This window comes from Streptomyces sp. NBC_00090, from assembly GCF_045160815.1.
Classification (GTDB): Bacteria; Actinomycetota; Actinomycetes; order Streptomycetales; family Streptomycetaceae; genus Streptomyces.
The window spans coordinates 5,674,441-5,692,869 of the sequence record NZ_CP108224.1; the positions used below are offsets into that span (position 1 = coordinate 5,674,441).

The window sequence follows — 18,429 nt, forward strand, 5'->3', positions numbered from 1 at the left end:
ATGACCGATCCCGTGTGGCTGACGCTCGGCGTGGCGCTGCTCTGCTGCGTCCTGGGCGTGGCAGGCGTCCAGCTGTACGCGAGCGGGGCCCGCCGGCACGCGGCGCTCGTCGCCCGGCTCGACGAGACGAACGAGCCCGAGGCGACCGGCCGCCGCAGGCGCCACTTCCGCGGCATCGACCGGCGCGTCCGCCGGACGGCCCTCGGCCGGAAGCTGGAGCTGCGCATCGCGGCCACCGGACTCGACGTCACCCCCGGCGAGTTCACCGTCGGCCTGGCGGCGACCGTCGCCGCCCTCTGGGCGGTCGGGCAGGCCGCGCTCTCGCCGTTCTTCGGCCCGATCTGCGGACTCCTCGGCGTGTGGGTGGCGTTGGGGTTCCTCGGCTGGCAGCGGCAGAAGCGCATCGAGAAGTTCATCAACCAACTCCCCGAACTCTCCCGCATCCTGGCCAACGCGACCCAGGCCGGACTCGCCCTGCGGATGGCGCTCAGCCTCGCCGCCGACGAGCTGGAGTCCCCGGCCGGTGACGAACTGGAGAAGGTGGCCCAGCAGCTCGCCGTCGGCACGTCCCTCGACGACGCCCTCGGCGAGCTCGCCGAACGGCTCCCCTCCCGCGAACTCGTCGTCCTCGTCACCACCCTCGTCCTCGCCAACCGGGCGGGCGGCACCGTCGTCTCCTCCCTCCGCAACCTCACCGAGACCCTGGAGGAGCGCAAGGAGACCCGGCGCGAGGTCCGCACCCAGCTCTCCCAGGTGAGCATGACCGCGTACGCCGTCCCCGTCATCGGCGTCGGCTCCCTCCTGCTCATCGACAACATGCAGCCCGGCGCCCTCGACCGCATGACCAGCTCGGCCGTCGGACAGTTCGCGGTGGTCGCCGCCTGCGCGCTGTACGTGGTCGGCTTCGCCGCCATCCGCCGCTTCTCCAAGATCGACGTATAGGGACGGGTGCCGTGGACCTCCTTCTCGCCCTGCTCGCCGGCCTCGCCGTCGCCGGCATCGCCTACGGCCTGCGCCTCTACCGCGCCGACGCCCGCCTCCCCGACGACCTCCGGCTCGCCCTGGAGGTCGGCGCCACCCGTACCGGCGCCGTCGACTCCGCCGTCGACCGCCTGGGCATGCGCTGGTCACCCGCCGTCCTACGGCTCATGGGCCCCAAACGGGTCAGCGCCGTACGCCGCCGCATCGACCTCGCGGGCAACCCGGGCGGACTCACCATCGACCGGTACGGGGCGAGGCGCGCCGTCTACGGCTTCCTCGGTGTCCTCGGCGGCCTGCTCATGCTCTCCAGGGGATCGGTCGTCGTCGCCCTGCTCCTCTTCGCCTTCGGCGCGTTCTGGACGGAGGTCGGCATCTGGTCCGCCGTCCGCATCCGCAAGGACCAGATCGAACGCACCCTCCCCGACTTCCTCGACGTCCTCGCCGTCGTCGTCAGCGCCGGACTCGGCTTCCGGCAGGCCCTCGAACGCGTCGCGGAGCAGTACGCGGGCCCCTGGTCCGACGAACTCCGCATCACCCTGCGCCAGATGGACATGGGCGTCAGCCGCCGCCAGGCCTTCGACGAACTGCGCCGCCGCAACGACTCCGAACAGGTCGCCCAGTTCGTCACGGCGCTCCAGCAGGGCGAGGAGCTCGGCGCCCCGATCGTCGACACCCTCATCCAGATCGCCAACGACATGCGGCGCACCGACGCCCAGAACGCCCGCCGCAAGGCGGCCAAGGCGGTCCCGAAGGCCACCATGGTCATCACGACCCTGATGGTCCCGGCGACGATGATCCTCCTCGGCGCGGGGCTCTTCCTGGGCACGGGCACCGACTTCGGCTCGGTCACGGGCGAGTGAGCCGCCGATGAAGCCGCCGGCGCCTTCCGGTTCCGCGATCCAGACGAACGCCCTCCAGGCGATGTGCCGCCAGGTCTTCGGCTTCCGCCTCGCGATGATCGCGCTCGCCGCCCCGGCGGCGCTGCTCGGGGCCGCCCCCGGCCTCCCCGTACGGCTCGTCGGCGCGGCCGTGGTCGTCACCTTCATGGGCTCGTACGTCCTCTTCAGGGACTGGGAACGCTTCGGCCCGCTCCTCCTGCGGCACCCCGCGCTCCTCGCCGCCGACACGCTCCTCGGCTCGCTGCTCCTCGTCACGGCGGGACCGCAGAGCACCCTCGCGTACGTCAGCGTCTGCACGCCGCTCCTCGCCGGCCTCGCCTACAGCTGGCGGGGCGCGGCCTTCTTCGCCTGCCTCCAGGGCCTCGTCCTGCTCGCCGTACGCGGGGACGTCCTCCTCCTCGCCGGGCTGTGCGTGATCACCGGCGCGCTCGGCGTGACCCTGCGGAACCTGCTGCTGCGGTTCGGGGCGGCCACCCAGGCGCTGTCGGAGGCACGGGCCGGACTGGCCGCCGCCCAGGCGGTCGAGGTGGAACGGGCCCGCCTGGCGCGCGAGATGCACGACTCCGTCGCCACCACCCTGCACGGCCTCGCGCTCGCCGCCGACGCCCTCGCCGCCTGCGACGACCCCGCCGAGACCAGGGAACGCGCCGAACTCGTCGCCCGCGCGGCCCGCCGGGCGGCGGCCGAGTCCCGCGAACTCCTCTCCGACCTGCGCAGCCAGTCGTACGGAGGAGTACGGGCCGGGGTCGACCTCACCTCGGAGCTGACCAACCGGGTACGCGACCTCACCTCCCGCTGGCAGGACTCCGGCATCGAGGCCGCCTACCGCTCCGTCGGCGACGGCACACCGCCGGTCGTGCCCTACCCGATGGCCCGGCAGCTCCTCTCCATCGCGGCCGAGGCCATGGAGAACGCCGTCCGCCACGCCCACCCCACCCGCATCGACGTCACCGCCGGCGTCCACGCGGGCCTGCTCCGCATCAGCGTCCGCGACGACGGCCGCGGCCTGCCGCCCGGCACCACCCTGGACGGCCTGCGCGGATCCGGCCACTTCGGCCTGGTGGGCATGGTCGAACGGGCGGCGGGCGTCGGCGCGAGGCTCCGCATCGGCCGGGGCGACGGCGCACGGGGCACGGAGGTCCGCCTGGAAGTCCCGCTGGGGGCGCGGCGATGACGGCCCCGCCCACGCTGACCGTCCTGGTCGCGGACGACAATCCAGTGGTACGAGCCGGGCTGCGGTCCCTGCTCGGGGGCAGCCCCGACCTCAAGGTGGTCGCGGAGGCCTCGGACGGCCGAGCGGCCCTCCGCGAAACGCTCCGCACCCGCCCCCACGTGATCCTCCTCGACGTCCGCATGCCCCCGCACGACGGCCTCACGGCCCTCCCGCACCTCGCGCGCCTGGCTCCTGTCCTCATGCTCACCCACAGCCGCGAACCGGAGACGGTGGAGGAGGCGCTGCGGCTGGGTGCGGGCGGGTATCTGGTCCACGGCGAGTTCACGGCGGAGGAACTGCTGAGGGCGGTACGTGACGTGGGGGAGGGCAGGCCACGGTTCACGGCGACGGCGTCGGAGGTGCTGCTGCGGTCCCTGCGGTCGGCGACTGTCTCAATTCCATTGCACGGCGAGGAACTTGTGTCACGGGCGCAACCCGATGTGACACAGTGCGGACTGAGTGTGAGAGAGGTGGAGGTGATGGAACTGATCGCCACGGGACTGAACAACCGGCAGATTGCCGCGACTTGCTTCATCACGGAGAAGACGGTCAAGAACCACGTCAACCGCATCTTCGCCAAACTCCACACCACGACTCGCGCCGAGGCCATAGCCTCCTGGCTGGGCACCAGGCCCACCCGATGACCAGGGCCCACGGATGGGCCCAAGGGCCCTGTCCGCCGACCCAACCGTCGGCGTACCGTGCCCGAGCGCAGGCGTCTGAACGCGGAGGGGACCACGATGAACGACGCGATGCTGAAGGCACTGACCAAGGCCAAGGTACGGGCATGGAGCCGCCTGGAAAGGCCGGCGAGGGACCGCGGGCAGACGGCGGTGGAGTACCTCGGGATCATTGTGGTGGTGGTGGCGATCGTGGTGGCGATCACCGGCACGGACATCGGTCAGTCGATCAAGACCGCCATTACGGACAAGATTGCCGAGCTGACAGGCGGGTAGCGGCGGGGGCTCAACGGGACTCCGGCCAGGCGTTTCCCGTCTACATTGCTGTTGTAGCAGGCCTCTTGTTCCTCGCCTTCGCCTACTTTGCTGTGGGGCAGGCCGCATTCACTCGGAATGGCGCCCAGACTGCGGCCGACGCAGCGGCGCTAGCGGCTGCGCAGGATGCTCGGGAGCAGCTGCGGGAGGGCTGGCTAGAGGTGGTCCTCGACCCTGGGCAGTGGGACGGGTTCGTTGACGGAGTGGAATACGTCGATTCCATCGCCGCGTGTCAGCAGGCAGCGGAATTCGCGGCCCGGAATGAGGCAGAGATCCCGGGGGGCGGCTGTGAGCGTCTCGCCTCAACAGGATTCCGTGTGACGGTACGTACGACGGGATCGGAGTCGCGGCCCGCAACGGCTTCTGCTGAAGCGGTGATCGAACCTCGCTGCGGTTTCACGAAGCCGGAACCCACGTTGGAGCCTACGCCCACGCCCACGTCACCTGGCGAGGAGGAAGAGGAGGGCCCGATCGTGGGGCTCACGTGCGACGGAGAGCCCTGGGAGGTCGATCCGGAGAACCCGGCCCTCCCCGATGCCGTCGACCTCTTCACGGTCCGACTGTCCGAATGACCTGCGACGACGAGCAAAGGAAGAGCGGTACATGAACGTGCGGTACGCAATGAATCGCCGGACATCGATGGCTGTCGTCGCTGTCGTGTCGACAGCTCTCCTTGTGGGCAGCTGCGGGGCTGAGGAGAAGCCAAGTAGTGGCAAGCCAGCCGCGACTACGGCTACTCCGCAGAAGACGCAGGGTGGGCAGGGCCAGCGCACCGCTGATGAACCGGTAGAGGCGGTGGCTGTCCTCAAGGGGCGTAAAGGTCTGGAACTCGCCATCAACTCGGTTGAACGAGACGCGGGTGGATTCCTCACTGTCAAGGGCCAGCTGCGCAATGGCGGGGACTCCGGCAGCGCTGTTCCCGCGCAGGTTAGTGGTGACGAGACAGAGGTGGTGAAGCATGGCACTTCGTTGGGCGGAGCCACCCTCGTTGATTCAGTGGGTAAGAAGAGGTACTACGTGCTGCGAGACACGGACGGGAGGCCCCTGACCACATCGGGTCTGAGCATCGTCTCGGCCGGCGACTCGATCGAGGTCTTCATGCAATTCCCCGCACCCCCCGCCTCCACCACAGAGGTCTCCTTCCAGCTCCCCACCTTCGAACCCGCCACCCTCAAACTCTCCTGAGGCGACGCCATGACGACGACGAACCGCCGCCTGGCCGCCCTGGCCCTCGTTTCCGTGGCCCTCTGGCCGCTGGCGACGCCCACCGCGCACGCCGACGACCCGCCCGGCTCCGCCGGCGTTGCCGCTGCACCGCCCGCCATCAACGCCAACGCGCCCGGGCTCATGCTTCCCGACGGGGCCACCCTCGCGCCCGCCAAGGTGCTCGACATCAAGCAGATCGTCGAGGAGGAGGGCGGCCAGCAGCGGCGCCAGGACACCAACGTGGACGTGACCTTCGCGCTCCAGGCGGAGGTGCTGTTCCCGAAGAACAGCGCCAAGCTGAGCCCCGCCGCCACCTCCCGCATCGCCGCGATCGCCACCGAGGTCGACAAGCTCGGCTCCGGACGCGTCCGGGTCTTCGGGTTCACCGACAACCTCGGGACGTACGAGCACGGGCTCAAGCTCTCGAAGCAGCGTGCCGTCGCCGTGCAGCAGGTGCTCGCGCGGAATCTCGACCCCGGCACGGCCTTCGACATCCGCGGGTACAGCGAGGACTACCCGATCGCCGACAACGGCACCGAGGAAGGCCGCAAGAAGAACCGGCGCGTCGAGATCTCCTTCCCTCGGACGACGGTCATCCCGCCCTCCCCCTAGAGGGTCAGCGCCGCCCGGATCGTCGCCGTCATGCGGTCCGGGGCCGCGAAGACCTCCCTCGCCGTGAAGCGCAGGACGCGGCGGATCTCCGGGCAGGTCTGGAGCGCGTTGAAGCGGGCGACGTCCCGGTCGTGGGCCCGGCGGGTGCCGTGGAAGGCGTAGCCCTCCACCTCCACCGCCAGGCCCGCCTCGCGGAAGAGGAAGTCGGGGCGCAGGACCCGTCCCTCCGCCGCGCGCAGCGCCGGCTGGGACTCGGGGAACAGGCCCGCGTCCCGTATCCGGAGGCGGGCCACCGATTCCGCCGGGGAGCCCGAGGCCGCCTCGGTCAGCGGTAGCCAGGCGCGGGCGCGGGGCCCGCCCGGCCGGGGCGCGGCGAGTTCGGCGGCCAGCTCCTCGTACCGGACGAGGGGGTCGCGCCGCACGCCCCCAACGGCCCTCCGCGTGAGCGCCGAGTCCGCCGCCACGACCGCCTCCTCCCGGTTGCCGCAGCTCCGTATGAGGTCCCCGACCGTTCGCGCCGGGGTCGTGGTCCGCAGCCCGCGCCGTACCGACCAGTCTCTGTCCTTCAGGAACGACGTGGCGTGGATCCGGTCCGTGTTCCGGTCCGTGTTCCGGGCGCCGTTCCGGTCGCCGCGCGTCGACCGCGTCGACCGGGACGACGCCGGCGCCGTGAATTCGAGGAGCCCCGGCCGCGCCCGCCCGCCGTCCTCGCCCAGCAGCTCGATGCGGTGCAGCCGCGCCGCCGTCCGGTGGCTGCACACCAGCTCCGGCCGGAGGAGCTGGAGCGCCGTCGCCCTCACCCGCCAGTCCACTTCCTTCCCCGGTGCCGCCCACGCGCCCCGGCAGATCCCCTGCCGGCCCTCCCGGCGCAGACAGCCCGTCAGCCGGCCCCGGGACCAGCCCGCCGCGAGCGCCCAGACCGTGAGGAGCACCCCGCCCCTCGCGAGGATCGCCAACTCGTACATACGCCCAACGATCCACGGAAGAGCGACACTTCGCACCCCCTGTGGAAAACCCGGAGAAAGTCGTCGTCAGGAAAACGCAAAAGCGACGGGACGCGCGGCCCGCGGAGGAGCATTCTGGATCGGAGTACCCGACACCCCTGGGCCGTTCCGAAGTGGGCTGCTGATGACATCGACGCCGAGTGTTCAGCTGGTCAGTGATCTCGTCACCCGGATTCCCGAGTTCCGGAGCGTGTACGAGACCCATGTGTTCACCCAGGGCGGTGTCCTGCCGCACGTCTTCTTCTGGGACGTCGTCCAGGGCACCGTCCGTTCCTTCCTCGGGGAGGACCCGGCCGCCGCCGACTGGCGCCGCACGCTCGACTTCCTGGAGGAGCAGTGCTGTCGCGGGGTCATCGGCATCGACGAGGTGATCATCACCTCGTTCCTCGGCGACCTGCCCTCCCCGCAGGAGCCGGGTCACGCCATCGTCCATCAGCTCGGCCCTGTCCTGTCCGCGAAGTTCGTCCGCATGAGGCCCCTCGGCTGAGAGGGGGGAGGGCGCCGGGATAATCGGGCGCATGTCCCTGCCCGGCCGCCCCTCCAGCCTCACCCGCCCCACCCCCACCCCCACCCGCCTCGCCGACCTCACCCGCCCCACCTTCACCCGCCCCACCCTCACCGCCCTCGGCGGCTACGCCGCCACCCGCCTGATCGGCCTCGCCGTCCTCGCGATCGCCGCCGCCGCGACCGGCAAGGACGGGCTGCACCGGCTCAAGGGCCGCTGGGACTCCGTCTGGTACGTCCGCGTCGCCGAGCACGGTTACGGGTACGAGGTCACCCTGCCGAACGGCGACGTCCACTCCGACCTGGCCTTCTTCCCGCTCCTCCCCGCCCTGGAGCGGGGCCTGTCCGCCGTCCTCCCCGTCGACGCGGCGACCGCCGGGCTGCTCGTCTCCTGGACCGCCGCGCTCGCCGCCGCCTGGGGCATCTACCGGTGCGGCGCGCATGTCGCCGGGGAGCGCGCGGGGGTGCTGCTCGCGGTCCTCTGGGGCGTGTACCCGACCGCGTTCGTGCAGTCGATGGCGTACACGGAGACGCTGTTCACCGCCCTCGCCGCCTGGTCGCTGTACGCCGTCCTGCGCGGCCGGTGGATCCTGGCCGGAGCCCTCTGCGCCGCCGCGGGGCTCACCCGGCCGACGGCCGCCGCGCTGATCGCCGCCCTCGGGATCACGGCCCTCGTCACCCTCGTACGGGAGCGGCGACTGCCCCTGCGGACGGTGGCCGGGGTGCTGCTCGCCCCCCTGGGCTGGCTCGCGTACGTCGCCTACGTCGGGGTCCGCGAGAAGAGCCCCACCGCCTACTTCGACGTCCAGGCCGCCTGGGGCAACTCCATCGACGGCGGCGTCGCCCTCGCCCGGTTCATCGTGGGTCTGCCCTGGCCCGCCGCCCTCGGGCTGTGCGCCGCGCTCGCACTCCTCGGCTGGCTCGTCGCCCTCTGCGTACGGCAGGGGCAGCCGCTGCCCCTGCTCGTCCACACGATCGGCGTCGTCCTCGTCTCCCTGGTCGGCGCCGCCTACTTCGGCTCCCGGCCCCGCCTGATGATGCCCGCGTTCGGACTGCTCCTGCCGCCCGCCGTGGCCCTGGCACGCCTGCGCGCGCGTGCCGCCGTGCCGGTCCTCGCCGGACTCGCCCTCGCCTCCGCCGCGTACGGGGCGTTCACCCTGCTCGGCTCGGGCCCTCCGTGACCTGGACGGAGACCCGCACGCCCGGCCGCAGACCCCACCCGGCCATCGCGCCCGCCTCCGCCTCCAGGACGTGCCGGCCGCGCGGCCTGACCATGCCGAGGCGGCCCGGCCGCATCGTGACCACGGACAGGACCCCGAGCGAGCGGTCCAGGTAGGCCACGTCGATCGCGAACCGCATGCCGAAGGTGTGCACGCTGTTCGTCGGCGTGATGAGCAGCGCGCCCGTGATCCCGTCCCGGCCGAGCAGCCCCCGCCGCCGCGCCCGGTACGACGCCGCCACCTCCAGAGGCACGGCGGCCCCGTCCGGCAGCGCCAACGTCCCTGTCCCGTCCGCCCATTTCCCCATGCGCCAGACCGTAGCGGTACGGGACCGTGGGGGTGTCCGGCGGATCATGGCCGGGTCCGCCGGACACCCCCTAAGGTCGGGTCCGTGTACGCCACGCTGATCACCGTCGCCGCCCTGTGGGGGGCCGCCGCCGGGCTGTTCGTCCCGCGCGCCGCGTACCGGCTCTCCGTACCGTCCGAGGAGCCGTGGCGGGACCGCTGCCCCGCCGGGCATCCGCTGGCCGGTCCCGCGCGCGGCTGGGTCGGCGGCCCCGGGCGGCGGGCCTGTGCGACCACCCCCGCCCCGCTCGCCGCCCCGCTCCTCACCGCCCTGGTCTGCGCCGTGCTCGCCGCGGCCACCGGCGGGCCCCGGCCCGAGCTGGCGGTCTGGCTGCTCGGCGCGCCCCTCGCCGTCCTCCTCGCCTGCGTCGACGCCCGCGTCCACCGGCTGCCGGACGGGCTGACCCTGCCGCTGGCCGTCGCCGTCCCGCTGCTCCTCGGCGGCGCCGAGCTCCTGCCGTACGACGCCGGCTCCTGGCTCCACGCGCTGCTCGGCGCGCTCGCCCTCGGCGGGGGCTACCTGGTGCTCTTCCTGGTCAACCCGGCCGGTCTCGGCTTCGGCGACGTCAAGCTCGCGCTCCCGCTGGGCGCCGCCCTCGGCTGGTACGGCTGGGGTGTCCTGTTCACCGGGGCCTTCGCGGGCTTCCTCCTCGGCGCGGTGTACGGCCTCGGTCTCGTCCTGCTGCGCCGCGCGGGCCGCTCCTCGGCGATCCCCTTCGGCCCCTTCATGCTGGTGGGAGCCCTGCTCGGGCTCCTTCTCGGGGCGTTCACCGCCCTCCCCTGAGGTGCCGGGAGAGTGGATCGGCGGTCTGCGCACGTCAACGCCGCGCCCTTGCCGGCCGGTCCCTCTTGGGAGGGACGGAACCCCGCCGCCACGCCGGGGCGCAAACCCGCCACGGGGCCTCACAGCCCTTGTCCCGCTTGGGATCCGGCGAATCCCGCGCGGTTCGTTCGGCGCACGTGGCGCGCAACACGACTAACGAAGGGTTATGGTGGAAACCCCCCCTCGGGCCGGTCCGTATCCCCCCCACGGACCGGCCCGTTTTTTCTTTCCCCGGCCTGCCGCCCCGGCCACTGCCGGCCCCGGCCCGAGCCACTGCCGGACCCGGGAAGGGGCTCAGCCCCGGGTGTCAGCCCCGGCCGGCCCAGATGTTCGCGCCCTTGGTGTCGACGGCGAACGAGTCGATCTCCTTGAGCTCCTCGCCCGTCAGCGGAGCGCCCGCGAGCGCGGCCACGTTCTCCTCCAGCTGGGCGACGCTGGACGCGCCGATCAGCGCCGAGGTCATCCGCTCGTCCCGCAGCACCCACGACAGCGCCAGCTGAGCCAGCGACTGTCCGCGGCGCTCCGCGATGTCCGCGAGGCCGCGCAGCCGCCGCAGCACCTCACTGGAGAGCAGCTCCGGGTCGAGGGACTTGCCCTGGGTGGCCCGCGAGCCCTCCGGGATGCCCTTCAGGTACTTGTTGGTGAGCAGCCCCTGCGCCAGCGGCACGAAGGAGATGCAGCCCATGCCGGCCGCCTCCAGCGTGTCGAGGAGGTTGTCGTCCTCCGTCCAGCGGTTGATCATCGAGTACGAGGGCTGGTGGATCAGGGCCGGGACGCCCATCTCCCTGAGGATCCGCGCGGCCTCGGCGGTCTGCTCGCTGTTGTACGAGGAGACGCCGACGTACAGCGCCTTGCCCTGCTGCACGGCGGAGGCGAGGGCCCCCATCGTCTCCTCCAGCGGGGTGTGCGGGTCGAAGCGGTGCGAGTAGAAGATGTCGACGTAGTCGAGGCCCATTCGCTTCAGGGAGGCGTCGAGCGAGGACATCAGGTACTTGCGGGAGCCCCACTCGCCGTACGGGCCGGGGTGCATCTCGTAGCCGGCCTTGGTCGAGACGATCAGCTCGTCGCGGTAGGGCGCGAAGTCCTGGGCGAAGAGCTTGCCGAAGTTCAGCTCGGCGGACCCGGGCGGCGGCCCGTAGTTGTTCGCCAGGTCGAAGTGGGTCACGCCGAGGTCGAAGGCGCGGCGCAGGATCCCGCGCTGCGAGTCGAGCGCGCGGTCGTCGCCGAAGTTGTGCCAGAGGCCGAGGGAGATCGCCGGGAGCTTGAGGCCGCTGCGGCCCGAGCGGCGGTACTCCATGGCGGCATAGCGGTCCGCGGAGGCGCGGTACAGGGGGGAATCAGTCACGTATCTCTGCTTATCACGGACTTGTGACAGTCCCGGGCTGGGAGCCTGTCGCCCGTGCGCAGTAGTGTGGCGGCTTGCGGACCGCCGCTGCCTGGCGGACCCGCCGCTGCATGGAGAGGTAAAGAACGGTGAACCTGCGCGACCTGGTGTACGGGCTCTACGCACGCCGGGTGGAAGGCCGCCTCGACCACGCCCAGGTGCCCAAGCACATCGGGGTCATCCTCGACGGGAACCGGCGCTGGGCCAAGGCGTCCGGCGGGACCCCGGAGCAGGGGCACAAGGCCGGCGCGGACAAGATCCAGGAGCTGCTCGGCTGGTGTGCCGAGACCGACGTCGAGGTCGTCACGCTCTGGATGCTCTCGACGGACAACCTGAACCGCCCCGAGGAGCAGCTCGTCCCGCTGCTCGGCATCATCGAGAACGCCGTGCGCGCGCTCGCCGCCGACGGCCGCTGGCGGGTCAACCACGTCGGCACGATGGACCTGCTGCCCGCCCGTACGCAGTCCGTGCTGAAGGAAGCCGAGCAGTCCACCCGCGCCAACACGGGGATACTCGTCAACGTGGCGGTGGGCTACGGCGGCCGGCAGGAGATCGCGGACGCGGTCCGCTCGCTGCTCCTGGAGCACGCGGAGCGGGGTACGAGCTTCGAGGAGCTCGCCGAGATCGTCGACGTCGAGCACATCTCGGAGCACCTGTACACGCGCGGCCAGCCCGACCCGGACCTGGTGATCCGTACGAGCGGTGAGCAGCGTCTGTCCGGATTCATGCTGTGGCAGAGCGCCCATTCCGAGTACTACTTCTGTGAGGTCCACTGGCCGGCCTTCCGCAAGGTCGACTTCCTGCGGGCCCTGCGCGACTACGCGGCCCGGCACCGGCGCTACGGCACCTGAGCCACGGCACCCGAACCCCCGAACGGCGCCAGGACACCCCCTGAAGGCGCCGGACACCCCCTTGCAGGAGGGGCCGGACACCCCTCGCGGAAGGCGCGCGGAACCGATCACCTCGTGTTCACGAACACGTCGTCATATGCCATGGCATGGCAGCCCCGGTTCGAGGGCATATCCCTGGTGAAGTGAGCGGCACGGAGACCGCCACCCGGGAGGCCCCTTGCACCAGGACGACCGTGCGGGACACGTACGGGAGAAGCGGAGGGCCGTGGTTCGGCCCGTGCATCGCGGCCTGAGCCCGGTCCCATTCCGTAGCGACACCGGTTCCGTCGCGCCCCGACCTCACAGGGGTCTTCAGAGGGGGTCTGTCCTTCCGTGGTGACAAGCACGAAGCGCCGCCTTAACGACCGGCGCACCTATGTTCTCGACACCAGCGTCCTGCTGGCCGACCCCAACGCCGTGTCCCGCTTCGACGAGCACGAAGTCGTGCTGCCGATCGTCGTGGTGACCGAGTTGGAGGCCAAGCGGCACCATCCCGAGCTCGGCTACTTCGCCAGGCAGGCCCTGCGGCTGCTCGACGACTTCCGGGTCAGGTACGGACGCCTCGACGCCCCTCTCCCCGTCGGGGAGCTGGGCGGCACGCTGCGTGTCGAACTCAACCATTCCGACCCCGGCGTCCTGCCCGCCGGCTACAGGTTGGGGGACAACGACTCACGGATCCTCGCGGTCGCGCGCAACCTCCAGGCGGAGGGGTACGACGTCACGGTCGTCTCCAAGGACCTGCCGCTGCGCATCAAGGCCTCCTCGGTCGGTCTCCTCGCCGAGGAGTACCGGGCCGAGCTGGCGATCACGGACGCCAACGGCTGGACCGGGATGTCCGAGCTGGCGCTCTCCGGGGAGCAGGTGGACCTGCTCTTCGAGCAGAACACGCTGTACGTCCCGGAGGCCGCCGAGCTCCCGGTCCACACGGGCCTGGTGCTCCAGTCCGAGCGCGGCAAGGCGCTCGGCCGGGTCACCTCCGAGGGGAACGTACGGCTGGTCCGCGGCGACCGGGAGGCCTTCGGGCTCCACGGCCGCAGCGCCGAGCAGCGGATCGCGCTCGATCTGCTCCTCGACCCGGACGTCGGCATCATCTCCATGGGCGGCCGGGCCGGCACCGGCAAGTCCGCGCTGGCGCTCTGCGCCGGCCTGGAGGCGGTCCTGGAGCGCCGTCAGCACCAGAAGGTGATGGTCTTCCGTCCGCTGTACGCGGTCGGCGGCCAGGAGCTCGGCTACCTGCCGGGCAGCGAGGCGGAGAAGATGAGCCCCTGGGCTCAGGCGGTCTTCGACACGCTGTCCTCGGTCGCCAGCCGTGAGGTCATCGAGGAGGTGCTCGGGCGCGGGATGCTGGAGGTCCTGCCGCTCACCCACATCCGGGGCCGCTCGCTCCACGACGCCTTCGTCATCGTCGACGAGGCCCAGTCCCTGGAGCGGAACGTCCTGTTGACCGTTCTGTCCCGTATCGGGGCGAATTCGCGGGTCGTGCTGACCCATGACGTCGCCCAGCGGGACAACCTCCGGGTCGGCCGGTACGACGGAGTCGTCGCCGTCGTCGAGAAGCTGAAGGGGCATCCGCTCTTCGCCCACGTCACCCTCACCCGCTCCGAGCGCTCCCAGATCGCCGCGCTCGTGACGGAGATGCTGGAGGATGGTCAGATCTGACCGTATTGGTACGGGTCTGCACCCGTACGGCAGTTGGCGCCGCCCGGCAAAGCGCAGGAGCTTAGCCGGGCGGCGCTCTGCTGTCCCGCATATTCGCCAAAACACCTGTGACTGCAGAGGTGTGAGCTTTCACACGCAACCCAGAATTGCCTTGCGGTGTCGCCGTCCGGCAAAGTCTTGCTTCCGTCAGGCCCCGCATACGGCACCCGTGCACCCTCAGCGGCGCACAACCCACGCACAACTCAACAGTCGTCCGCCGTATGCCGCCCACAGCACCACGGGCCCGTGTCTTCAGTGACCCAGTACGTCGGAGACCAGCGCCAGGGGCACGATTTCGCCCGCGTGGTCACCTGTGCGAGCGATGCTGGAAGGAAACCGTGTGAGCCGGATCTCGGTCCGGGGATTCGCGGTGGCTTCGGCCACTGCGGTCACCACCGTCGGTGCTGTCGTCGGCGTTGCCTCGGGCAATGTCGCTCAGCCCTCGGACGACAACTTCGAGGCCACCGCCGCCGACACCACGCTGCTCGCGGACATTCCCGCGGGGGAGCAGGCCCAGGTACAGGTCTCCTCGCTCTCGGAGCAGGCCGACGTCCAGGCCGCCGCCGCCGACGCCTCCGTCCGCAAGTCCGCGGAGGAGACGGCTCGTCTCCGTGCCGCCAAGGACGCCGAGGCCAAGAAGGAGGCCGCCGACAAGGCCGCCGCCGAGGCCAAGGCCGAGGAGGAGCGCAAGGAGCGGGAGAAGGAGGAGGCCGAGCGCGCCAGCCGTTCCTCCGTGCGCGACGCCTCCAGCTTCTCCGCGCAGGGGTCGTACACCGTCGCCGAGGTCAAGGCGATGGCCCGGCAGATGATCCCGGCCTCGCAGTTCCAGTGCTTCAGCAACATCGTGGACCACGAGTCCACCTGGAACTACCGCGCGGTCAACCCGTCTTCGGGCGCCTACGGCCTCGTGCAGGCCCTGCCGGGCAGCAAGATGTCCTCGGCCGGCGCCGACTGGCAGACCAACCCCGCCACCCAGATCAAGTGGGGCCTCAGCTACATGGACGGCCGCTACGGCAGCCCCTGTGGCGCCTGGTCGTTCTGGCAGGCCAACCGCTGGTACTAGTACCTGCGTGCTCAACCTCCGGGAGCCCCTCACCGTCCTACGGTGAGGGGCTCTTGCGTGTAGGTTGCGAAGGCCCATGAGCTTCCGGGGGAGTGGATGGGCCGAAGAACGAGCGGGGGGAAGAGGAAAGCGATGTCGAGACTGCCGGGATGGCTGGGGCGGCTGGGCGACAGCCTGAGCCGCATGGGCGAACGCCTGGACGAGCGCAGGGCCGAGGCGGAACGCGAGGATCCGATCGGCCCGCCGTACGCGGGCGAGGACGACCACGAGCCCGGCCGCACGAGCGGCGGCGCTCCCGCCGACGACACCGCCGCCCCCGCACCGAAGTCCTCGCGGCCGGAGGCCGGCACCGCCCCGGCCCCGCCCACCACCGCCCCGGTCGCCTCGGCCTCCTCAGCCTCCGCAGCCTCGTCGGTCGCCACGGACGAGGAGGCCGCGGACGCTCCCGGTCGCTCCGTCCCGGCACCGCCCTCGTACGCCCCCGCCGTCGCCGCCCGCCCCGACCCCGTCGCCGCGATCCCCTGGGGCATGCGCGTCGCGGCGGAGGCGAGTTGGCGCCTCCTGGTCTTCGCGGGCACGGTCTGGGTGCTGATGAAGGTGATCAGCTCCGTCCAGCTGGTCGTCCTCGCCTTCGTCGCCGCGCTCCTCGTCACCGCCCTGCTCCAGCCCACCGTGGCCATGCTGCGCAGGAAGGGCCTGCCCCGCGGCCTCGCCACCGCCGTCACCGCCGTCTCCGGCTTCGTCGTGATGGGTCTGGTCGGCTGGTTCGTGGTCTGGCAGGTCATGGACAACATCGACAATCTGTCCGACCAGGTCAGGGACGGCATCGAGGAGCTCAAGCGCGGGCTCCTCAACAGCCCCTTCCATGTGACCGAGCAGCAGATCAACGGGATCGCGAAGAACCTCAGCGACTCCATCGGCGCCAACGCCGAGCAGATCACCCAGGTCGGACTGCAGGGCGTCACGGTCGTCGTCGAGGCGATCACCGGCATCCTGCTCGCCATGTTCTCGACGCTCTTCCTGCTCTACGACGGGAAGAAGGTCTGGGAGTGGACGCTCAAGCTGGTCCCCGCCCAGGCCCGGCCGGGCGTCGCCGGAGCCGGCCCGCGCGCTTGGCGCACCCTCACCGCGTATGTGCGCGGCACGGTGCTCGTCGCCCTGATCGACGCGGTCTTCATCGGCCTCGGCCTCTACTTCCTCGACGTGCCGATGGCCGTGCCGCTCGCCGTCTTCATCTTCCTGTTCGCGTTCATCCCGCTGGTCGGCGCGGTGATCTCCGGCGCCCTCGCGGTCGTCGTCGCCCTCGTCACCAACGGCCTGTTCACCGCGCTCATGGTGCTCGTCGTCGTCCTCGCCGTGCAGCAGATCGAGGGCCATGTGCTCCAGCCCTTCATCCTGGGCCGGGCGGTACGGGTCCACCCGCTGGCCGTCGTCCTCGCGGTCGCGGCCGGCGGTCTGACCGCGGGCATCGGCGGTGCCGTCGTCGCCGTCCCGCTGGTGGCCGTCTCCAACACGGTGGTCGGCTACCTGCGCGCGTACAGCACCGAACAGGCCCTGCGCAGTACACCGGAACCGCGCGGCGCGACCGCGTTCGAAGTGGCCCCGACCCCGGCACCGGGCTTGTCGGTGGCCAAGGGGGAGAGCAAGTGATTTCGGAGCCGGAGCTGGTCGGCGGGGATGCCTTCGAGGCCCCCGAAGTCCTCACCGAGACCCCGCCGCCCCGCCCGCCCCGCGCCCGCCGCCCCTGGCTGTGGGCGCTCGGCGGCGCGGTGCTGGCCTCGGCGGTGTGGGGCGGGGGCCTCTACGCGTACGGACAGAAGAAGGAGCCGGGGCCCGACCTCGGCGGGTACAAGCCGGTGGAGAAGCTCTGCGAGCTGGCCGAGCTGAAGGCGCTCGGAGCGATCCTCGGCAAGCGGGGCACGGACGGTGTCGGTCCTGTCATGGACGAACCGGCGGTCAGCGAGTCCATGTGCTCGGCCACCTTCGGCGCTGAGGACATCGGGCAGGATCTGAGCATCACGTACACCCTGCACAAGGTGATCGACCCCGAGCCCGAGTTCGCGGCGATGGCCCAGCGGTACGGCAAGCTCCAGAAGATCGACGGAGTGGGCGAGCAGGCCTACTTCGACGACCAGGGCGAGCAGGGCGGGGTCCTCCGGGTCCTCGACGGCCAGGCCGAGATCGAGATCGAGCTCTACCGGCAGGGCGACTACGAGGTGGACGGGAAGCTGATCACAGCCCCGCCGATCGACCTCACCGGGGTCGACGTCCCGATGACCCAGGACATGCTCGCCCTCATGGCGGCGCTGAAGAAGTAGCCGGACCGGCATGACGAAAGGGCCCCGGGGCGCGATGCCCGGGGCCCTTCTCGTTCTCCGGCCACGCCCTACTCGGCGAGTACCGCTTCCGCGTCCAGCGTGACGCCGACGGCCTGGATCACCGCGGCGATCTTCACGGCCTCCTGGATCGTCTCGCGGTCGACACCGGCCTGGCGCAGGACCTGCTCGTGCGAGTCCAGGCACTGACCGCAGCCGTTGATCGCGGAGACGGCCAGCGACCACAGCTCGAAGTCGACCTTCTCGACGCCCGGCTTGCCGATGACGTTCATCCGCAGACCCGCGCGGAGCGTCCCGTACTCGGGGTCCGACAGCAGGTGCCGGGTCCGGTAGAAGACGTTGTTCATCGCCATGATCGCGGCGGCGGACTTGGCCGCCTGGTACGCCTCGGGCTTCAGGTTGGCCTGGGCCTCGGGCTCCAGCTCCCTGAGGACGATCGGCGAGCGCGAGGCGATCGCGCAGGCGAGGACCGTGCCCCAGAGCTGCTGCTGCGGGAGTTCGCTGTTGCCGATGACCGAACCGAGGTTCAGCTTCAGGTCCTTGGCGAAGTCCGGTATGGCGGCCTTCAGTTCGTCGAGAGCCATCTCAGATCACTCGCCCGAGAGCAGCGCGGCCGCGTCGAGGGTGCCCTCGCCCTTGTTCCAGTTGCACGGGCACAGCTCGTCGGTCTGCAGGGCGTCGAGCACCCGCAGGACCTCCTTGGGGTTACGGCCGACGGAGCCGGCGGTCACCATGGTGAACTGGATCTCGTTGTTCGGGTCCACGATGAAGACGGCGCGCTGGGCGAAGCCGTCCTCGCCCCGGACGCCGCAGTCGCTCATGAGCTCGTGCTTCGAGTCGGCGAGCATCGGGAAGGGCAGGTCACGCAGGTCGGCGTGGTCCTTGCGCCAGGCGTGGTGCACGAACTCGGAGTCGCCGGAGACGCCGAGGATCTGGGCGTCGCGGTCCGCGAACTCGTCGTTCAGCTTGCCGAACGCGGCGATCTCGGTGGGGCAGACGAAGGTGAAGTCCTTCGGCCAGAAGAACACCACGCGCCACTTGCCCTCGTAGGCCTTGTGGTCGATCTGCTCGAACTCCTTGCCGCTCTCCAGCGACACGCAGGCGGTCAGGTCGTAGGTGGGGAACTTGTCACCGACAGTGAGCACGCGCTCTCCTTGCGAAACGGGAAGGGTCCCTTTTGGGGCCTTCCGTGGGGGTTGGACGTGGTCACAGCATGGCACGGAGTGCATTGATCAGTGAAATAGCTAGAGTGGGTC

20 protein-coding genes and 1 pseudogene are annotated in these 18,429 nt (G+C 71.1%); 16 read left to right on the forward strand and 5 right to left on the reverse strand.

The window, feature by feature from the left end; translation table 11 throughout:
• From OG361_RS25580 to OG361_RS25615, 8 genes and pseudogenes are all read left to right on the forward strand, one after another.
• Nucleotides 1-942, forward strand: coding sequence for a type II secretion system F family protein (locus OG361_RS25580; protein WP_384562920.1), 942 nt, complete (start codon nucleotides 1-3; stop codon nucleotides 940-942).
• Nucleotides 943-953: 11 nt separating this feature from the next.
• Nucleotides 954-1,841 carry a DUF5936 domain-containing protein gene (locus OG361_RS25585; protein WP_384562917.1) on the forward strand — a complete coding sequence of 296 codons (888 nt, stop codon included), beginning with the start codon at nucleotides 954-956 and terminating at the stop codon, nucleotides 1,839-1,841.
• Between the two features lie 7 nt (nucleotides 1,842-1,848).
• Nucleotides 1,849-3,054, forward strand: a complete 1,206-nt coding sequence (locus OG361_RS25590; protein ID WP_405857135.1) for a sensor histidine kinase — start codon at nucleotides 1,849-1,851, stop codon at nucleotides 3,052-3,054.
• Nucleotides 3,051-3,737 (forward strand): response regulator, encoded by a 687-nt coding sequence (locus OG361_RS25595; RefSeq protein ID WP_405857137.1) that lies wholly within the window; start codon nucleotides 3,051-3,053, stop codon nucleotides 3,735-3,737. The genes OG361_RS25590 and OG361_RS25595 overlap by 4 nt, the downstream gene beginning before the upstream one ends.
• A 96-nt stretch (nucleotides 3,738-3,833) precedes the next feature.
• The gene (locus OG361_RS25600; RefSeq protein WP_405857139.1) at nucleotides 3,834-4,049 is read left to right on the forward strand and encodes a Flp family type IVb pilin; all 216 of its coding nucleotides are present in this window, start codon (nucleotides 3,834-3,836) and stop codon (nucleotides 4,047-4,049) included.
• 35 nt (nucleotides 4,050-4,084) lie between these two features.
• A pseudogene (locus tag OG361_RS25605) lies at nucleotides 4,085-4,204 on the forward strand (pilus assembly protein TadG-related protein); the annotation flags it as partial.
• 487 nt (nucleotides 4,205-4,691) lie between these two features.
• On the forward strand, nucleotides 4,692-5,273 hold the full coding sequence (locus tag OG361_RS25610; RefSeq protein ID WP_405857141.1) for a hypothetical protein: 582 nt from the start codon (nucleotides 4,692-4,694) through the stop codon (nucleotides 5,271-5,273).
• A 9-nt stretch (nucleotides 5,274-5,282) separates the two neighbouring features.
• Nucleotides 5,283-5,906, forward strand: coding sequence for an OmpA family protein (locus tag OG361_RS25615; protein WP_405857143.1), 624 nt, complete (start codon nucleotides 5,283-5,285; stop codon nucleotides 5,904-5,906).
• On the opposite strand, the gene OG361_RS25620 is transcribed toward OG361_RS25615, so the two are convergent.
• Entirely contained in the window at nucleotides 5,903-6,871 is a 969-nt protein-coding gene (locus OG361_RS25620) for a hypothetical protein (protein WP_405857145.1), read from the reverse strand. The two genes, OG361_RS25615 and OG361_RS25620, sit on opposite strands and share 4 nt — an antisense overlap.
• Before the next feature lie 163 nt (nucleotides 6,872-7,034).
• On the opposite strand from OG361_RS25620, the gene OG361_RS25625 reads away from it, so the two are divergent.
• A complete protein-coding gene (locus OG361_RS25625) occupies nucleotides 7,035-7,397 on the forward strand; it encodes a hypothetical protein (RefSeq protein ID WP_384562899.1) in 363 nt (120 codons plus the stop codon).
• 31 nt (nucleotides 7,398-7,428) lie between these two features.
• Nucleotides 7,429-8,595, forward strand: a complete 1,167-nt coding sequence (locus tag OG361_RS25630; RefSeq protein WP_405857147.1) for a hypothetical protein — start codon at nucleotides 7,429-7,431, stop codon at nucleotides 8,593-8,595.
• Here the strand turns inward: OG361_RS25630 and OG361_RS25635 are convergent.
• Nucleotides 8,567-8,941 carry a DUF192 domain-containing protein gene (locus OG361_RS25635; protein ID WP_405857149.1) on the reverse strand — a complete coding sequence of 125 codons (375 nt, stop codon included), beginning with the start codon at nucleotides 8,939-8,941 and terminating at the stop codon, nucleotides 8,567-8,569. The two genes, OG361_RS25630 and OG361_RS25635, sit on opposite strands and share 29 nt — an antisense overlap.
• A gap of 84 nt (nucleotides 8,942-9,025) precedes the next feature.
• Here OG361_RS25635 and OG361_RS25640 point away from each other — a divergent pair, with 84 nt between their 5' ends.
• Nucleotides 9,026-9,763, forward strand: coding sequence for a prepilin peptidase (locus OG361_RS25640; RefSeq protein ID WP_405857151.1), 738 nt, complete (start codon nucleotides 9,026-9,028; stop codon nucleotides 9,761-9,763).
• Between the two features lie 346 nt (nucleotides 9,764-10,109).
• Here OG361_RS25640 and mgrA read toward each other — a convergent pair whose 3' ends face one another.
• The gene (mgrA, locus tag OG361_RS25645; RefSeq protein WP_405857153.1) at nucleotides 10,110-11,147 is read right to left on the reverse strand and encodes an L-glyceraldehyde 3-phosphate reductase; all 1,038 of its coding nucleotides are present in this window, start codon (nucleotides 11,145-11,147) and stop codon (nucleotides 10,110-10,112) included.
• 128 nt (nucleotides 11,148-11,275) lie between these two features.
• Here mgrA and OG361_RS25650 point away from each other — a divergent pair, with 128 nt between their 5' ends.
• The 5 genes from OG361_RS25650 to OG361_RS25670 all read left to right on the forward strand — a co-directional run bounded on the left by OG361_RS25650 (nucleotide 11,276) and on the right by OG361_RS25670 (nucleotide 17,155).
• Nucleotides 11,276-12,037, forward strand: coding sequence for an isoprenyl transferase (locus OG361_RS25650; protein WP_384562883.1), 762 nt, complete (start codon nucleotides 11,276-11,278; stop codon nucleotides 12,035-12,037).
• 372 nt (nucleotides 12,038-12,409) lie between these two features.
• Nucleotides 12,410-13,735, forward strand: coding sequence for a PhoH family protein (locus OG361_RS25655; RefSeq protein ID WP_405857155.1), 1,326 nt, complete (start codon nucleotides 12,410-12,412; stop codon nucleotides 13,733-13,735).
• Nucleotides 13,736-14,114: 379 nt separating this feature from the next.
• Nucleotides 14,115-14,837, forward strand: coding sequence for a transglycosylase SLT domain-containing protein (locus OG361_RS25660; RefSeq protein ID WP_405857157.1), 723 nt, complete (start codon nucleotides 14,115-14,117; stop codon nucleotides 14,835-14,837).
• A gap of 132 nt (nucleotides 14,838-14,969) precedes the next feature.
• A complete protein-coding gene (locus OG361_RS25665) occupies nucleotides 14,970-16,487 on the forward strand; it encodes an AI-2E family transporter (RefSeq protein ID WP_405857159.1) in 1,518 nt (505 codons plus the stop codon).
• Nucleotides 16,484-17,155, forward strand: a complete 672-nt coding sequence (locus OG361_RS25670) for a hypothetical protein (RefSeq protein WP_405857161.1) — start codon at nucleotides 16,484-16,486, stop codon at nucleotides 17,153-17,155. Before OG361_RS25665 ends, OG361_RS25670 begins: the two co-directional genes overlap by 4 nt.
• A gap of 68 nt (nucleotides 17,156-17,223) precedes the next feature.
• Here the strand turns inward: OG361_RS25670 and OG361_RS25675 are convergent, their stop codons facing one another.
• Nucleotides 17,224-17,757 (reverse strand): alkyl hydroperoxide reductase, encoded by a 534-nt coding sequence (locus tag OG361_RS25675; RefSeq protein WP_405857163.1) that lies wholly within the window; start codon nucleotides 17,755-17,757, stop codon nucleotides 17,224-17,226.
• 6 nt (nucleotides 17,758-17,763) lie between these two features.
• A complete protein-coding gene (locus OG361_RS25680; RefSeq protein ID WP_024758658.1) occupies nucleotides 17,764-18,318 on the reverse strand; it encodes a peroxiredoxin in 555 nt (184 codons plus the stop codon).
• Nucleotides 18,319-18,429 lie beyond the last annotated feature (111 nt).

Excerpts from the sequence above, each read along its gene's own strand:
- OG361_RS25580 (WP_384562920.1), top strand. The coding sequence starts at position 1 with ATGACCGATCCCGTGTGGCTGACGCTCGGCGTGGCGCTGCTCTGCTGC.
- OG361_RS25590 (WP_405857135.1), top strand. The coding sequence starts at position 1,849 with ATGAAGCCGCCGGCGCCTTCCGGTTCCGCGATCCAGACGAACGCCCTC.
- OG361_RS25595 (WP_405857137.1), top strand. The coding sequence starts at position 3,051 with ATGACGGCCCCGCCCACGCTGACCGTCCTGGTCGCGGACGACAATCCA.
- OG361_RS25600 (WP_405857139.1), top strand. The coding sequence starts at position 3,834 with ATGAACGACGCGATGCTGAAGGCACTGACCAAGGCCAAGGTACGGGCA.
- OG361_RS25610 (WP_405857141.1), top strand. The coding sequence starts at position 4,692 with ATGAACGTGCGGTACGCAATGAATCGCCGGACATCGATGGCTGTCGTC.
- OG361_RS25615 (WP_405857143.1), top strand. The coding sequence starts at position 5,283 with ATGACGACGACGAACCGCCGCCTGGCCGCCCTGGCCCTCGTTTCCGTG.
- OG361_RS25620 (WP_405857145.1), bottom strand. The coding sequence starts at position 6,871 with ATGTACGAGTTGGCGATCCTCGCGAGGGGCGGGGTGCTCCTCACGGTC.
- OG361_RS25625 (WP_384562899.1), top strand. The coding sequence starts at position 7,035 with ATGACATCGACGCCGAGTGTTCAGCTGGTCAGTGATCTCGTCACCCGG.
- OG361_RS25630 (WP_405857147.1), top strand. The coding sequence starts at position 7,429 with ATGTCCCTGCCCGGCCGCCCCTCCAGCCTCACCCGCCCCACCCCCACC.
- OG361_RS25635 (WP_405857149.1), bottom strand. The coding sequence starts at position 8,941 with ATGGGGAAATGGGCGGACGGGACAGGGACGTTGGCGCTGCCGGACGGG.
- OG361_RS25665 (WP_405857159.1), top strand. The coding sequence starts at position 14,970 with ATGTCGAGACTGCCGGGATGGCTGGGGCGGCTGGGCGACAGCCTGAGC.
- OG361_RS25675 (WP_405857163.1), bottom strand. The coding sequence starts at position 17,757 with ATGGCTCTCGACGAACTGAAGGCCGCCATACCGGACTTCGCCAAGGAC.